This window comes from Acidocella sp. KAb 2-4, assembly GCF_020567705.1.
In the GTDB taxonomy this organism is placed as follows: Bacteria; Pseudomonadota; Alphaproteobacteria; order Acetobacterales; family Acetobacteraceae; genus Acidocella.
The window spans coordinates 107,611-121,947 of the sequence record NZ_JAJDJU010000004.1; the positions used below are offsets into that span (position 1 = coordinate 107,611).

A 14,337-nucleotide genomic window follows, 5' to 3' on the forward strand; every position below is an offset into this window, starting at 1 on the left:
TGCGTGTTTTTTTGCCCGGCTGGCAGCGCCTTATTTTCGAAATTCATCCAAATAACGATATTATAAATTTTATCGCCTGCCCTTTTTATCAAATGATCAATTTCCACCGCCGCACCGCCGTGCCGGCCTGGCGCCGTTGATCGTGCCGCAGCGCAAAAAATCATCGCGCAACAAGCCCCTGCTACAATACCGCACCGCACCATCTCGCCCTGGCCGTGGGCTGGCACGGCGCTTGCTGTACCTGCTGGGCGGACCGCAGAAAAAAACATCCAAGATAGACCAAACAAAACCAGCTTTGGAGGAAATCGATGGCCTTGCTTGATCGTTCCGAATGGTACGACATCGTCCGTTCGACGAATTGGACGCCCGGTTACGTAAGTGACGCGGAGCTGTTCCCCGATGTGATGACCGGTGCCCAGGGCATACCGGCCGAGACATGGGAAACTTATGACGAGCCCTACAAGACGTCTTACCCCGAATATGTGCGCATTCAGCGCGAGAAGGACGCCGGCGCCTATTCGGTGAAGGCCGCCCTTGAGCGCAGCCAGATGTTCACCACCGCCGATCCGGGCTGGCTCTCGATTCTGAAGGCGCATTACGGCGCGATCGCGCTCGGCGAATACGCGGCGATGAGTGCCGAGGCCCGCATGGCCCGCTTCGGCCGCGCGCCGGGCATGCGCAACATGGCCACGTTTGGCATGATGGACGAAAACCGCCACGGCCAGCTGCAACTCTATTTCCCGCATGAGCATTGCCCGAAGGACCGCCAGTTCGACTGGGCGCACAAGGCCTATCACACCAATGAATGGGGTGCGATCGCGGCACGCCATACCTTCGACGACCTGTTCATGGCCCGCTCGGCCACGGATATCGCGGTGATGCTGACTTTCGCTTTTGAAACCGGCTTCACCAACATGCAGTTCCTCGGACTCGCCGCGGATGCCGCGGAGACCGGCGACTACACTTTCGCCAGCCTGATCTCCTCGATTCAGACCGATGAATCGCGGCACGCGCAGATCGGCGGTCCTGCCTTGCAGATCCTCATCGCCAATGGCCGCAAGGCCGAGGCGCAGAAGCTGGTGGACGTGGCGATCGCCCGCGCCTGGCGCCTGTTCGCGCTGCTCTCCGGGCTGTCGATGGATTATTACACACCGATCGAGCACCGCAAGCAATCCTTCAAGGAGTTCATGCAGGAGTGGATCGTCGGCCAGTTCGAGCGCAGCCTGATCGATCTCGGCCTCGACCTGCCCTGGTATTGGGACAAGATGATCAATGAGTTCGACTACCAGCACCATGCCTATCATCTGGGCGTGTGGTTCTGGCGCCCGACCGTGTGGTGGAACCCCGCCGCCGGCATGACGCCCGAATGCCGCGACTGGCTAGAGGAGAAATATCCTGGCTGGAACGACACATTTGGCAAGTGCTGGGATGTCATCATCGACAATCTGCTCGCCGGCAAGCCGGAGCTGACCGTGCCCGAAACCCTGCCCATCGTATGCAACATGAGCCAGATTCCGATCTGCGCCGTGCCGGGCAAGGGCTGGAACGTGCAGGATTACCCGCTGGAGTATAAGGGCCGCACCTATCACTTCAACTCCGAGATCGACCGCTGGGTGTTCCAGCAGGACCCGGTGCGTTATCGCGACCATCTGACGGCGGTCGACCGATTCCTGGCGGGGCATATCCAGCCGCCCAACCTGATGGGGGCCCTGCAATACATGAACCTCTCGCCAGGCGAGATCGGCGACGACGCGCATAACTATGCGTGGGTCGAAGCCTATCGCAACAACCCCTACAGCAGAAAGGCCGCGTAAGATGGCGCTGTTTCCCGTAATCTCCAATTTCCAATACGATTTCGTGCTGCAGCTCGTGCCGGTGGACACCGAGAACACGATGGACGAGGTGGCGGCGGCGGCGGCGCATCATTCCGTGGGGCGGCGCGTGGCGCCGCAACTGGATAAGGTGGTGCGCGTGCGCCGGCAGGGGGATAGCGAATTCTTCCCCCGTACCGCCAAGCTGAGCGAGACGCCCATCAAACCGATGGAGACACTCGAATTCATCTTCGCCGAGGAGTAAGGCGGATGAATTTCGAAAAAGCCTGTGCGCTCGACGATCTGTGGGAAGGCGACATGCTCGAAGCCGAGGTGGGGGGCCAGGTGGTGCTGCTCGTCTGGCCGGAAGGCGGAGACATCCGCGCCTTCCAGGGCGTTTGCCCGCACCAGGACATTCCGCTCTCAGAAGGGAAATTCGATGGGCGCGTGCTTACCTGCCGCGCGCATCTGTGGACCTTCAACGCCGACACCGGCGCCGGGATCAACCCCGGCGACTGCCGGCTGGCGCAATATCCGGTGAAGATCGAAGGCAATGATCTTTATGTCGCGGTGACGGGGGTAACGCCGTTCTTCGCGCATAGCTGAAAAAACAAAAATTCTGGAGGAATACAGTGACAACCAAGAACGTAGCGGATGGCTACCGCAACAACCGGGTCGGCCCGGTGCTGCGCGCCAGCGACATGACCGAGGCCGTGATCGAGGCCGCGCGCGAGGATAATCCGGGCAAGGAGATCCGCGTGGATGACAAGGTCGCCTATGTGCGGATTGACACCGATAGCGAGATGATGCTCCGGCGCGAGACCCTGGAGCGCGCCCTGGGGCGGCCGTTCCGCATCTCCGACCTCGAAGTGAATCTCGGCTCCTTCTCCGGGCGCATCGAGACGACCGACGAGTATGTGCGCTTCTACTACGAAAAAACCCTGTAAGGAGACCGGCCATGTCTGAAACGCAAGTGCTGAAGCCGCTCAAGACCTGGAGCCACCTCGCCACCCGCCGGCGTAAGCCCAGCGAGTATGAGATCGTCTCCACCAACCTGCATTACACCACCGACAATCCGGACGCGCCGTTCGAGCTCGACCCGAACATGGCGCTGGCGCTATGGTTCAAGACCAACCGCAACGCCAGCCCTCTACGGCACCCGGACTGGAACGAGTTCCGCGACCCGGACGAGATCGTCTACCGCACCTACAACATGCTGCAGGACGGGCAGGAGACCTATGTCTACGGGTTGTTCGACCAATTCTCCCAGCGCGGGCACGACACCATGCTGGAGAAGACCTGGGCTGGCTCGCTGGCGCGGCTCTACACGCCGGGGCGTTATCTGTTCCACGCGCTGCAGATGGGCTCAGCCTATCTCACGCAGATCGCGCCGGCCTCCACCATCTCCAACTGCGCCGCCTATCAGTCCGCCGACTCCCTGCGCTGGCTCACCCACACCGCGTATCGCACCAAGGAGCTCTCGAAGACCTTCGGCGATATCGGCCTTGGCACCGATGAGCGCGGCTATTGGGAAAACGACAAGGCCTGGCAGGGTTTCCGCGAACTCGCGGAGAAGGCGCTCGTCGCTTATGACTGGGGCGAGAGCTTTGTCAGCCTCAGCCTGATCCTGCGCCCGGCGCTGGAGGAGACGGTGTTGCGCGCCCTGGGCGCCGCCGGCCGGCATAATGGCGACACGCTGCTCGGCATGCTCACCGACGCGCAGCTGGTGGATGCGCAGCGCCACCGCCGCTGGGCCACGGCGCTGGTGAAGATGGCGCTGAGCCAGGACGCCAACAAGGCGGTGCTGCAAAACTGGGTCGCGAAGTGGGAGCCGCTCGGCGATGCCGCCATCGATGCCTATTGCGCCGCCCTGCCGGACGTGCCGGCAGCCGCTGCCACCGCGCGTGCCGCGGTGCGCGAATTCCGCCAGGGCATCGGGCTGTAATGGCGTACCGGGTTCAAATCGAAGGGGGGGAGGGGTTCGCCTTCCCCCCGGAGGAAGATACGCTGCTGCGCGCGGCCCTGCGCGCGGGCGTGGGTATGCCGCATGAATGCAGCGTCGGCGGCTGCGGCGCCTGCCGCTACGACCTGTTGAGCGGCGAGATGGTGCGGCTCTGGCCGGAGGCGCCGGGCCTCTCGGAGCGCGAGCGCAAGCGTGGCCGGTTCCTCGCCTGCCAATCGCGCCCGCTCACGGATTGCGCGATCAAGCTGCGCTGCACGGATGAATACCGCCCCGTGGTGCCGCCGCGCCGGCGCGAGGCGAAGCTGGAAGCCCGGCGGATGCTCACCGCGGACATGGCCGAGTTCACCCTCCGCGTGCCCGGCGCCGCCGCCTTCCTGCCCGGGCAATACGCCCTGCTCTACCCGCCCGGCGCCACCGGGGCGCGGGCCTATTCAATGTCCAACCTGCCCAATGAGGACGGGCTGTGGCAGTTCATTATCCGCCGCGTGCCCGGCGGGCGCGGCAGCAACGCGCTGTTCGACACGCTGGATCTGGGCGCCACCCTGACCTTCGACGGCCCCTACGGCCACGCCTATCTGCGCGAGGAAGCGCCGCGCGAGATCGTTTGCGTCGCTGGCGGCTCGGGGCTGGCGCCGATGCTGGGCATCGCCCGCGCCGCGCTCGGCGCACCCGCGCCGAAGCAGGTGCATTTCTTCGACGGCGCGCGCACCGCGGGCGATTTGTGCGGCGGCGCATTGCTGGCCCCGCTGACGGGGCCGCACCTGAACTACCTGCCGGTGCTCTCTACCCCGGATGCCGCCTGGCAGGGCGCGACGGGCTTCGTGCACGAGGCGGTGGCCCACACTCTACCGGCGCCGCTGATGCAGTACGAGTTCTACTTCGCCGGGCCGCCGCCGATGATCGAGGCCCTGCAAACCTTGTTGATGGTGCAGCACCAAGTCCCCTACAGTCAGATTCACTTTGACAGATTTCTGTGAAGCGGGTTTGCTTCACAGCAAAACAACAGGCGCGCCCCAAGGCGCGCAGGGGGAAACATGGTGGAAGGAAGGCCCGTAAGAGCGGCCACGGCGCAGGCCGGGCCGGCGCGGGCCAAGCCGGCGGCGGCCATCCGCATGCCGGACATGCACGATCTCGCCAAGCGCCTGCGCTTCGCGCCGCAGCAGGGGCGGATCTGGCTGGACGATCAGCGGATGATGCTGATGCACATCTCCTCGCTCGGCGCTCTGCGGCAGGAGCTGATCGAGAGCCTCGGCACGGAAACCGCGCGCGGGCTGATCACCCGCATCGGCTACCAGGCCGGAACGCATGACGCCGCGATGGCGCGCAAGGTGCGCGCGGGCTCCAATTGGTATGACGATTTCCTGGCCGGGCCGCAGCTCGTCTCGCTAGAAGGGATCGTGCATTGCGAGCCGCTGGCGCTCGATATCGATGTCAGCCGCGGGCATTATTACGGCGATTTCGCGCTCATCGACTGCTCGGAAGCCGAAGCGCATGTCGCCAGCTACGGTATCGGCAACGAGCCGGTGTGCTGGATGCTGGTCGGCTATGCCTGCGGCTATACCAGCGCCTTCATGGGCCGGCCGATCCTGTGGCGCGAGGTGGAGTGCCGCGCCATGGGGCATGACCGCTGCCGGGTGATCGGCAAGCCGGTGGAGGATTGGGAGGACGCGCAGGATGATCTGCGCTTCCTGCAGATCGGCGATTTCGTGAAATGGTCCTGCGACTCGCCGGACAGCCTGCCCGCCACCAGCCGCATCGCCGCCCCCGGCGCGGTGCCGGAAAACAGCTTCGGCATGGTCGGCATCTCCGCCGGGTTTAACATGGTCTGCCATATGGTGAAAAAAGCCGCGCCGACCGAGGCGACGGTGCTGTTCCTGGGCGAGAGCGGCGTCGGCAAGGAGATCTTCGCGCATAACCTGCACCAGCTCTCCAAGCGGCGCGACGGGCCGTTCATCGCCGTCAACTGCGCGTCCATCCCCGAGCATCTGATGGAATCGGAGCTGTTCGGCGTGGAGAAGGGCGGCTTCACCGGCGCCACCTCGTCTCGCCCCGGGCGGTTTGAGCGCGCCGATGGCGGCACGCTGTTCCTCGACGAAATCGGCACGCTCAGTTACACCGCCCAAGGCAAGCTGCTGCGCGCCTTGCAGCAAGGCGAGGTCGAGCGCGTGGGCGACACCCGCACGCGCAAGGTGGATGTGCGCGTGATCGCCGCCACCAACGTGAATTTGCGCGAGGCGGTGAAGGCGGGGCTGTTCCGCGAGGATCTGTTCTTCCGCCTCAACGTGTTCCCCATCAAGGTGCCGCCCCTGCGCGAGCGGCGCGACGACATTCCGCTGCTGATGAACTGGTTCATGCAGCGCTTCACCGCCAAGCACGGCAAGCTCATCACCGGCTTCCGCGAGCGCGCGGTGGACGCGCTGTTCAACTATGACTGGCCGGGCAATGTGCGTGAGCTGGAGAATATGATCGAGCGCGCCGTGATCCTGGCCGAAGATGGCGGGGCGCTCGATCTGTGCTATTTATTCACCACCGGCGAGGAGATCGACACCTCCTCCTTCGTGCTCAAGCGCAACGGCAATATCGTGCCTGCGGCGGAATCGGGGACCGATGGCGCGGCCGCCACCGCCAAGCCCGGCCTGGCCGAAACCGAAGCCGCCATGCTGCGCGCCGCGGTGGCCGAGGCGAAGGGCAATTTGGCCAAGGCGGCGCGGCTGCTCGGCGTCACCCGCCCGCAACTCGCCTACCGGCTGAAGAAGCACGGCATCGCCATCGAGGATTAGGCCGGGGGCAGCGCGAGGCGCATTCCCCCCGGCGGGTCAGCCGATGCTCACCGTGCCATTGGCGATCAGCACCATCGAGATCACCGCCGCCGCCAGCAGCAGGAAGGCGGCGACTGCCTCCGTGCGGTTGAAGGCGGGCTGACCAGGGGCGTTCTCGCGCTGCGCCCACCAGAACACGGGAATGCCCACGGCATAAACGATCGTGGAAAGCAGCACGAATTGCAGTCCCGCGGCGTAAAGCAGCCAGATCGCATACACCGAGCCCAGCAGTCCGCTGATCAGCGCCGCGCCCCGCGTCTCGGTGCCGTGCGCGGCGATGAAACCCGCCGTGCCACAATAGCGGAACAGATAGGCGGTGCTGGCGAAATAGGGCGGCAGGATCATCACGCCGGTGATCGCCACCATCCACAGCCAGGCATTATTGGCGAGGATCACGATGAACATCGTCGCCTGCATCACCAGCGTGGAGAGCAGCAGCGAGGGCGCCGGGGAGTGGCTGCTATTCTCCCGCGCCAGGATTTTGGGGAAAACACCGTCGCGCGCGCCCTCAAACGGCAATTCGGCGACCAGGATCGTCCAGGCCAGCCAGCAGCTTAGCAGCGACACCAGCACCGAGAGGATGATGAACACCGCCCCCCAATGCCCGACCACTTTTTGCAGCACATAGGCCGTCGAGGGGCCATTCAGCCCGGCCAGCTCGGCTTGCGACATCACCCCGAACGGCAGCACCGAGACCAGGAAATAAAGCAGCAGGCAAACCAGCAGACCGAAGAAGGTAGCACGCCCGACATCTTCTGAGCGCCGCGCGCGGCCGGACACGACGACCGCGCCCTCGATGCCGATGAACACCCACAGCGTCACCATCATCGTGCTTTTCACCTGGGTCAGCACACTGCCCAGATGCGCCTGCACGCCCCAGGTATCCGTGGAGAAGCTGGCATTGTTGAAGAACACGGCGAGGATCACGATCAGCGCCAGGATTGGCACGATCTTGGTGGCAGTGGCCACGGCGTTGAGGAAGGCCGCGCTCTTCACCCCCGCCAGCACCACGAAATACATCGCCCAAATCAGGATGGAGCCGCCCAATATCGCCTGCCAGGATTTGCCGCTGAGCAGGCTGGGGAAGAAAAAGCCGAAAGTCTGCATCACCAGCACGGCGAAGCCGACATTGCCAAACGCCGCGCTCAGCCAATACCCCCAGGCCGAATTAAACCCGGCGAAGCGGCCGAAACCCTCGCGCGCATAGGAGTAGATGCCGGCGGTGAGGTCGGGGCGCTTATCGGCCAAGGTGCGGAAGGTGTTGGCCAGGAAAAACATGCCCACGCCGGTCACGATCCAGGCAATGACGACGGCGCCCAGCCCCGCCCCCGAAGCCATGTTCTGCGGCAGGTTGAAGACGCCGCCGCCGATCATCGAGCCGATCACCATGCCGAGCAGGCTGAAGAAGCCGACGGCGCGGGCTTCCGGCTGCGCGCCCTGGTTTGAGGTTGGCGTTACGTCGCTCACGATTATGTCCTCCGCTCTTGTCGCGCGGAGTGGGCAGCTTGTGGCTTGCCGCTCGCGGGAGTGACAAGCCCGCTGCCCTTATCCGCTCCCCTCACCTAACGGATCGGCGGAGTCATTTCATTGATAAAAATCAAGATGTGGCTTCGGGCGCCTTGCCGAAATCCACGGGCATGCGGATCGCCACCACTTCGCCCTGCGCGGTTTCCACGCCATCGACCAGCACCCGGCTATCGATGATAACCTTGCGCTCCTTCAATTCACGCACCCGCCCGCGGATCTCGATCTCGGGCCCCAGCCTCGTCGGCTTCAGATAGGTGACCTTCAGCGAGCCCGTGACGAACCGGACCACCGGCGCGGTGCCCGGCTCTCGCCCCTCGGCGCGGTAGGTGGCGGCGGCAGCCGAGCCGGTGCCGTGGCAGTCGATGAGCGAGGCGATCAGCCCGCCATACACGAACCCCGGCACGGCGGTGTGGTAGGGTTGCGGGGTGAAGCGCGTCACCGTCTCATCGCCCTCCCAGTAGGTCTTGATCTGGTAACCATGCTCGTTCTGGCTGCCGCAGCCATAGCAATGCGACAATTCCTCGGGGTAATCATCCTGAATCGCCTTCACGGCCAGGTTTCCTTTCGCGTCGTTGCGCATCCGCCGGGCCTCATGCGGCCTGGTTGATCATATGCTGCCCTAGCGCCTCGATTTGCGGCAGCAGTGCCGCGCCCAGCGCATTATCGCCGATCACCTCGGCCCAAGCCTGGCGGAAGCAGAGCAGCCAGCCCTCGGCCTCGGCTCCGCCGATCTTGGCGGGCAGGTGGCGCCGGCGCAGCATCGGCGGGCCATATTTGTCGGTGAACAGCGGCGGGCCGCCCAGCCAGCCGGAGAGATACTCAAACAGCTTCTCCTCGCTCCTGCTCAGGTCTTTCGGGTGGATGTCGCGGCAGGCTTTGGCCTCGGGCAGCGTATCCATCAGCTCGTAGAAGCGCTTGGTAAGTTTGCGCAACACCGCCTCGCCGCCAAGAGCGGCATAGGGGGTCATTTTTTCTGTCTCTGTCATCGGTTATTTCAAAACGGTCCCATCTGGCGCCACGATCTGCGCGGTGAACGGAATGCCCGCGCGCACGCTTTGCGACACGGTGCAGAACTCTTCGAACTGTGCCATCACGCGGTCAAGATGGCTCAGCGTCTGCGGCGCGGCGCCGAGGCTGATGCGCACATCAATGCCGGTCACGCGCAGGCGGTTTTTCTCGTTGCGGCCGATCTGGCACACCGCCGTCGCGGTCAGCGCGCCGGGGTCTTCCTTGTATTTATTGCACGCGAAGATGAAGCTGGCGCTCAGGCAATTCGCCACCGCCGCGGCCAGAAGCTGTGTGGGCGAAGGCCCCGCATCCTCACCGAGCGGCGACGGCTCATCCGCCGTGAGGCCTGGCAGGCCCGCGCCGAAATCCACAGAGAATTTGTAGCGTGATTCGCGCGTGATGTTGACCGTGACCGTGTCGCTCATGCCGCCTCTCTCCAGTTTGTAACATATCCGGAGCGGAGTTTAGGATATAGACCGGCGGGCCGCCAGGGCGCGCATGGCGGCGGAATGGAGGATAACAACATGAACAAGATCGAAGAGATCGTCTCGCAACATTACGCGCATGGGAGCCTGGGCGCGACGATTCTTGCCGCGCTGGGCGACACCACCGGGCAGACGCCGCAAGCCCTGCTCGAACGCCTCGCCGGCATTGACGAATTCCATGTCGGTGGCCGCGCCGCCACGGCGGAATTGGCGGCGCAACTGCAACTTTCGCCGGGGCTCAGCGTGCTCGATATCGGCTGCGGCCTGGGCGGCACGGCGCGCTTCCTCGCCGTTGCGCATGGCTGCGATGTCACCGGCATCGACATCACGGCGGAATATGTCGAGACCGGAAACATACTCAACGCCAAGCTCGGGCTGCAGGAGCGGATCAGCCTGCGCTGCGCCAGCGCGCTGGAGCTGCCCTTCCCGCCCGCGCGGTTCGACCGCGCGACGATGCTGCATGTCGGCATGAACATCCCCGACAAAGCCGCGCTGTTCACGCAGATCGCGCGCGTGCTGAAACCGGTCGGTGTGTTGGCGGTGTACGACGTGATGCGCCTCGGCGACGGCCCCCTCGCCTATCCCGTGCCCTGGGCGGCGGACGAGGCGACGTCGTTCCTCGATACTCCGGCGGGCTATCGCGGCGCGCTGGCGGCGGCGGGAATGGAGGTGGTGGTCGAGAGCAATCAACGCGAGATGGCGCTGGATTTCTTCGCCAAGGTACGCGAACGCATGGCACAGGCCGCGCCACCGCCGCTCGGGCTGCATGTGCTGATGGGCGCCGAGGCCCGGCAGAAACTCGCCAACCTCGCCGCCGGGGTCGAGGCTGGGGTGATCGCGCCCGTGCGGATGCTGGCCAGGCGCAACATGTAGGCCGCGCGCGCAAGGCAGCGCCACGGCAGCAGGGGGTCGACGCCATGCGCCCCGGTTGATAACCCCAGGACAACGCTTGGGGATATCAGATGAGCACGACGACCGGGACCAACCATCAGGCGGCAAATGCCGCACCCGCGCCGCGCTGGCGGATTTCGCGCCAGGAGCTGGCGCTGATCGCCGTCACCATCGTCTGGGGCAGCACCTTCCTGATCGTGCATCTGGCCATGCGCCATTGCGGGCCGCTGTTTTTCGTCGGCGTGCGGTTCGTGGCGGCGGGGGCGATGAGCTGGCTGGTGTTCGGGCGGGGGCTGCGCGCGCCCAACCGGCGCGAGCTGGTGGCGGGCGCGGCCATTGGGCTTTCCATCTGCCTCGGCTACGGGCTGCAGACGCTGGGGCTGAAAACCATCAGCAGCAGCCAGTCGGCCTTCATCACCGCGCTCTACGTGCCGATTGTGCCGCTGCTGCAACTCGCCGTGCTGCGCCGCCCGGTGCATCTCATGGGCTGGGTCAGCGTCGTGCTCGCCTTCCTCGGGCTGGTGCTGCTGGCCGGGCCGGATGCCGGGCGGCTCAGCTTCAGCCCCGGCGAGGTGGCGACGCTGCTCGGCGCCGTCGCCATCGCGGCGGAGGTGATCCTGATCAGCCGCTTCGCCAACGAGGTGGATAGCCGGCAGGTGACGATCGTGCAGCTTTTCGCGGCGGGGCTGTTCTCGCTCGCGGGCATGCCACTGGCGGGCGAGGCGTTGCCCGGCTTCTCCTGGATCTGGCTCAGCGCCGCCCTGGGGCTTGGCGCGGCCAGCGCCGTGATCCAGCTCACGATGAACTGGGCGCAGAAATCCATTTCGCCAACCAAGGCCACCGTGATTTATGCGGGTGAGCCGGTCTGGGGCGGGGTGTTCGGGCGGCTGGGCGGCGACCGGCTGCCGCCGCTGGCCCTGGCCGGGGCGGGGCTGATCGTCGCCGGGGTGGTGCTGAGCGAGATCCGCCCCAAGCGCCCCGGTGCGGCCGAGGATTAACGCAGCGCGTCGAGCTTCTGGTAATACCACATGCCCAGAGCAAGGGCCTGATTGCCCAGAAACCGCCCCACCGGCAGGCGCCACATGCGCGCGCTGGCGAAGATATCGAAATCCCGCGTGTCGCCGGTGAGGGCCTTGGCCATCACCTCCGCCACGATATGCGAGGTGGCGATGCCATGCCCCGAATAACCCTGGGCGTAAAACACATTCGGGGTGATGCGCCCGAGCTGCGGGATGCGGTTGATGCTGATGCCATCCTGCCCCTGCCAAGCGAAATCGATGCCGACGCCCTTAAGCTGGGGGAAGGTCTTCTCGATGGCGGGGCGGATCTGCCCGGCGATGTCGTGACTCTCGCCGCCCGTATAATTGGTGCCGCTGCCGAAGATCAGGCGGCGGTCGGCGGTGAGGCGGTAGTAATCGAGTACGAAACGCGTGTCATACACCGCGATGTCGGTGGGCAGCACGCTCTTCGCCATGGCCTCGGAGAGCGGCTCGGTGGCGACGATGCCCAGCGTGGCCGGAAACAGCAGCCCGGCCAGCTTGCGCTGCCCCAGCCGGTGATAGCCGTTGCCCGCGAGCAGCACTTGCTTCGCCCGCACGCTGCCATGCGCGGTGACCACGCGCGGCACGGCGCCGTATTCAATGCGCAGCACCTTGGTGTCGGTGAAGATCTGCGCGCCCATATGGCGCGCGGCATCGGCCTCGCCCAGACATAAATTTAGCGAATGCACATGCATGTTGCGCCGGTTGAGCAGCCCGGCGCAATAAACCTCGGTCCCGACCAGGTCGTGTAGCGCCGCGCCGCGCAGCAGTTGCACCTCATCGCCCATGCCATGCGCCTGGGCGGCGGCATAGGTTGCCTCCAGCTCCGCCACGTGCGAGGGCTTATAGGCGGCGTGCAGATGGCCATGCTTGAGATCGCAGGCAATGCCGTATTTTTCCACCCGGCGCTTAATGATTTCATGCCCGCGCCAGCGCAGGTTCCAGACGAAATCCGCAGCCCTGGCCTTGCCTAGCACGCGGCTGAACTGCTTTTCCATCGCCGTATCGCCCGAGAGCGAGCCGGTGATCTGCCCGCCATTGCGCCCCGTGGCGCCCCAGCCGATCCGCTCCGCCTCCAGCAGCGCCACTTTCAGCCCGCGCTCGCTTAGCTCAACGGCGCTGGCGACACCGGTGAAGCCGCCGCCGATAATGGCGACATCCGCTTCGATGTCGGCTTCAAGACGGGGAAAGGGCGCGACCGGGTTGCGGGTCGCGGCATAGTAGGAACGCGGATAATCCTGCGCCATGAGACGTCGTCTTTCAGGAAGGCGGGTGGTGGATCAGGCCGGGAAGGCGAACTGGGCTTTTTCGCGCACGCCGCCCGTGGGCCAGCGCTGGCTGATCGTCTTGCGGCGGGTATAGAAGCGCACCGCGTCCGGGCCATAGGCGGAGAGATCGCCAAACAGCGAGCGCTTCCAGCCGCCGAAGCTGTGATACGACACCGGCACGGGCAATGGCACGTTCACGCCGACCATGCCGACCTTGATGTTGTCGGTGAAATAGCGCGCCGCCTCGCCGTCACGGGTGAAGATGCAGGTGCCATTGCCGTATTCATGCGCGTCGATCAGCGCCATTGCCTCCTCCAGCGAGTGAGCGCGCACCACGCACAGCACCGGGCCGAAAATCTCGTCGCGGTAGATGCTCATCTCCGGCTTCACATAGTCGAACAGCGTGCCACCGAGGAAATACCCGCCCTCATGGCCCGGCACGCTCAGCCCGCGGCCATCGACCACCAGCGTCGCGCCCTCGCCAACGCCAGCATCGACATAGCCGCGCACCTTCTCGAAATGCGGCTGCGAGATCAGCGGCCCCATCTCGGCCCCCGGCTGCGTGCCGGGGCCAACGGCGAGGCGCTTGAGCGCGGTGGAGAGCTTCTCTACCAGCGCATCCGCCACCTCGTTGCCCACGGCCACGGCCACCGAGATGGCCATGCAGCGCTCGCCGCAGGAGCCATAAGCCGCGCCCATCAGCGCGTTTACCGCGTTGTCGAGATCGGCGTCTGGCATCACCACCGCATGGTTTTTCGCGCCGCCCAGCGCCTGCACGCGTTTGCCGTTGGCGCTGGCGGTGGCGTAAATATATTCCGCGATCGGCGTGGAGCCGACGAAGCTCACCGCCTGCACACGCTTATCGGTGAGCAGCGTGTCCACCGCCTCCTTGCCGCCATTCACCACGTTCAGCACACCTGGCGGCACCCCGGCCTCCAGCGCCAGCCGCGCGATCAGCAGCGCGGCGCTCGGGTCGCGCTCAGAGGGCTTGAGCACGAAGGTGTTGCCGCAGGCCAGCGCCGCCGGATACATCCACAGCGGCACCATGGCCGGGAAATTGAACGGGGTGATGCCCGCGACCACGCCCAGCGGCTGGAATTCCGACCAGCTATCAATGCGCGGGCCGACATTCTTGCTGTGCTCGCCCTTCAGCAATTCGGGGACATAGGTGGCGAATTCCACGTTCTCGATGCCGCGCTGCAATTCGCCCCGCGCATCCTCAGTCACCTTGCCGTGCTCGGCGGTGATGGCGGCGCAGATCTCGTCCGCGCGGTCTTCCAGCAGGCGCTGGAACCGCGCCAGGATGCGCGCGCGCCGCGCTGGGATCATCTCGCGCCAAGCCGGAAACGCGGCTTCGGCGGCGGCGATGGCGGCCTCCACCGTGCCGCGCGCGGCCAGCTCCACCTGGCCGGAGACGGCGCCGGTGGCGGGGTTATAAATATCCTGCAGCCGCGCCTGCGGGCAGGAGACGATCTCGCCATTGATAAGATGGGCGACGGGCTTGGTCATGTCGGTGTCTTTCGGC

General features: G+C 65.3%; 16 protein-coding genes. 10 read left to right on the forward strand and 6 right to left on the reverse strand.

All coding sequences use genetic code 11. The annotated features are described in order from the left end of the window. Positions 1 to 136: 136 nt before the first annotated feature. Genes LI953_RS04710 through LI953_RS04745 form a run of 8 tightly spaced genes read left to right on the forward strand, consistent with a single transcriptional unit; the run spans position 137 to position 6,554 of the window. On the forward strand, positions 137 to 322 hold the full coding sequence (locus tag LI953_RS04710) for a hypothetical protein (RefSeq protein WP_227074876.1): 186 nt from the start codon (positions 137 to 139) through the stop codon (positions 320 to 322). Then, positions 309 to 1,814, forward strand: coding sequence for a toluene monooxygenase (locus LI953_RS04715; protein WP_227074877.1), 1,506 nt, complete (start codon positions 309 to 311; stop codon positions 1,812 to 1,814). The genes LI953_RS04710 and LI953_RS04715 overlap by 14 nt, the downstream gene beginning before the upstream one ends. A 1-nt stretch (position 1,815) precedes the next feature. Further along, a complete protein-coding gene (locus LI953_RS04720) occupies positions 1,816 to 2,076 on the forward strand; it encodes a toluene-4-monooxygenase system B family protein (protein ID WP_227074878.1) in 261 nt (86 codons plus the stop codon). 5 nt (positions 2,077 to 2,081) lie between these two features. Then, positions 2,082 to 2,417: a Rieske 2Fe-2S domain-containing protein gene (locus LI953_RS04725; protein ID WP_227074879.1), complete on the forward strand. Its 336-nt coding sequence runs from the start codon at positions 2,082 to 2,084 to the stop codon at positions 2,415 to 2,417. A 26-nt stretch (positions 2,418 to 2,443) separates the two neighbouring features. Beyond that, on the forward strand, positions 2,444 to 2,758 hold the full coding sequence (locus LI953_RS04730) for an MmoB/DmpM family protein (protein WP_227074880.1): 315 nt from the start codon (positions 2,444 to 2,446) through the stop codon (positions 2,756 to 2,758). 11 nt (positions 2,759 to 2,769) lie between these two features. Then, on the forward strand, positions 2,770 to 3,756 hold the full coding sequence (locus LI953_RS04735) for an aromatic/alkene monooxygenase hydroxylase subunit beta (protein WP_227074881.1): 987 nt from the start codon (positions 2,770 to 2,772) through the stop codon (positions 3,754 to 3,756). Continuing rightward, positions 3,756 to 4,751 (forward strand): 2Fe-2S iron-sulfur cluster-binding protein, encoded by a 996-nt coding sequence (locus LI953_RS04740; RefSeq protein WP_227074882.1) that lies wholly within the window; start codon positions 3,756 to 3,758, stop codon positions 4,749 to 4,751. Before LI953_RS04735 ends, LI953_RS04740 begins: the two co-directional genes overlap by 1 nt. A 57-nt stretch (positions 4,752 to 4,808) precedes the next feature. After that, the gene (locus tag LI953_RS04745; protein WP_227074883.1) at positions 4,809 to 6,554 is read left to right on the forward strand and encodes a sigma-54-dependent Fis family transcriptional regulator; all 1,746 of its coding nucleotides are present in this window, start codon (positions 4,809 to 4,811) and stop codon (positions 6,552 to 6,554) included. 36 nt (positions 6,555 to 6,590) lie between these two features. On the opposite strand, the gene LI953_RS04750 is transcribed toward LI953_RS04745, so the two are convergent. The 4 genes from LI953_RS04750 to LI953_RS04765 form a co-directional block, all read right to left on the reverse strand. Further along, positions 6,591 to 8,060, reverse strand: coding sequence for a basic amino acid/polyamine antiporter (locus LI953_RS04750; protein WP_227074884.1), 1,470 nt, complete (start codon positions 8,058 to 8,060; stop codon positions 6,591 to 6,593). A gap of 130 nt (positions 8,061 to 8,190) precedes the next feature. Next, complete coding sequence (locus LI953_RS04755; protein WP_227074885.1) at positions 8,191 to 8,700, reverse strand: PaaI family thioesterase; 510 nt, start codon at positions 8,698 to 8,700, stop codon at positions 8,191 to 8,193. A 10-nt stretch (positions 8,701 to 8,710) separates the two neighbouring features. Further along, a complete protein-coding gene (locus tag LI953_RS04760; protein WP_227074886.1) occupies positions 8,711 to 9,088 on the reverse strand; it encodes a group II truncated hemoglobin in 378 nt (125 codons plus the stop codon). A gap of 21 nt (positions 9,089 to 9,109) precedes the next feature. After that, a complete protein-coding gene (locus LI953_RS04765; RefSeq protein WP_227074887.1) occupies positions 9,110 to 9,553 on the reverse strand; it encodes an OsmC family protein in 444 nt (147 codons plus the stop codon). A gap of 99 nt (positions 9,554 to 9,652) precedes the next feature. On the opposite strand from LI953_RS04765, the gene LI953_RS04770 reads away from it, so the two are divergent. Both LI953_RS04770 and LI953_RS04775 read left to right on the forward strand, forming a co-directional pair. Continuing rightward, complete coding sequence (locus tag LI953_RS04770) at positions 9,653 to 10,486, forward strand: class I SAM-dependent methyltransferase (protein ID WP_227074888.1); 834 nt, start codon at positions 9,653 to 9,655, stop codon at positions 10,484 to 10,486. Positions 10,487 to 10,575: 89 nt separating this feature from the next. Beyond that, positions 10,576 to 11,502 (forward strand): DMT family transporter, encoded by a 927-nt coding sequence (locus LI953_RS04775; protein WP_227074889.1) that lies wholly within the window; start codon positions 10,576 to 10,578, stop codon positions 11,500 to 11,502. Here the strand turns inward: LI953_RS04775 and LI953_RS04780 are convergent. Further along, complete coding sequence (locus LI953_RS04780; protein WP_227074890.1) at positions 11,499 to 12,791, reverse strand: FAD-binding oxidoreductase; 1,293 nt, start codon at positions 12,789 to 12,791, stop codon at positions 11,499 to 11,501. The two genes, LI953_RS04775 and LI953_RS04780, sit on opposite strands and share 4 nt — an antisense overlap. A gap of 33 nt (positions 12,792 to 12,824) precedes the next feature. After that, a complete protein-coding gene (locus tag LI953_RS04785; protein ID WP_227074891.1) occupies positions 12,825 to 14,321 on the reverse strand; it encodes a CoA-acylating methylmalonate-semialdehyde dehydrogenase in 1,497 nt (498 codons plus the stop codon). Between the last annotated feature and the right edge of the window lie 16 nt (positions 14,322 to 14,337).

Excerpts from the sequence above, each read along its gene's own strand:
- LI953_RS04770 (WP_227074888.1), top strand. The coding sequence starts at position 9,653 with ATGAACAAGATCGAAGAGATCGTCTCGCAACATTACGCGCATGGGAGC.
- LI953_RS04725 (WP_227074879.1), top strand. The coding sequence starts at position 2,082 with ATGAATTTCGAAAAAGCCTGTGCGCTCGACGATCTGTGGGAAGGCGAC.
- LI953_RS04735 (WP_227074881.1), top strand. The coding sequence starts at position 2,770 with ATGTCTGAAACGCAAGTGCTGAAGCCGCTCAAGACCTGGAGCCACCTC.
- LI953_RS04765 (WP_227074887.1), bottom strand. The coding sequence starts at position 9,553 with ATGAGCGACACGGTCACGGTCAACATCACGCGCGAATCACGCTACAAA.
- LI953_RS04775 (WP_227074889.1), top strand. The coding sequence starts at position 10,576 with ATGAGCACGACGACCGGGACCAACCATCAGGCGGCAAATGCCGCACCC.
- LI953_RS04755 (WP_227074885.1), bottom strand. The coding sequence starts at position 8,700 with ATGCGCAACGACGCGAAAGGAAACCTGGCCGTGAAGGCGATTCAGGAT.
- LI953_RS04760 (WP_227074886.1), bottom strand. The coding sequence starts at position 9,088 with ATGACCCCCTATGCCGCTCTTGGCGGCGAGGCGGTGTTGCGCAAACTT.
- LI953_RS04785 (WP_227074891.1), bottom strand. The coding sequence starts at position 14,321 with ATGACCAAGCCCGTCGCCCATCTTATCAATGGCGAGATCGTCTCCTGC.
- LI953_RS04720 (WP_227074878.1), top strand. The coding sequence starts at position 1,816 with ATGGCGCTGTTTCCCGTAATCTCCAATTTCCAATACGATTTCGTGCTG.
- LI953_RS04715 (WP_227074877.1), top strand. The coding sequence starts at position 309 with ATGGCCTTGCTTGATCGTTCCGAATGGTACGACATCGTCCGTTCGACG.
- LI953_RS04780 (WP_227074890.1), bottom strand. The coding sequence starts at position 12,791 with ATGGCGCAGGATTATCCGCGTTCCTACTATGCCGCGACCCGCAACCCG.
- LI953_RS04745 (WP_227074883.1), top strand. The coding sequence starts at position 4,809 with ATGGTGGAAGGAAGGCCCGTAAGAGCGGCCACGGCGCAGGCCGGGCCG.
- LI953_RS04740 (WP_227074882.1), top strand. The coding sequence starts at position 3,756 with ATGGCGTACCGGGTTCAAATCGAAGGGGGGGAGGGGTTCGCCTTCCCC.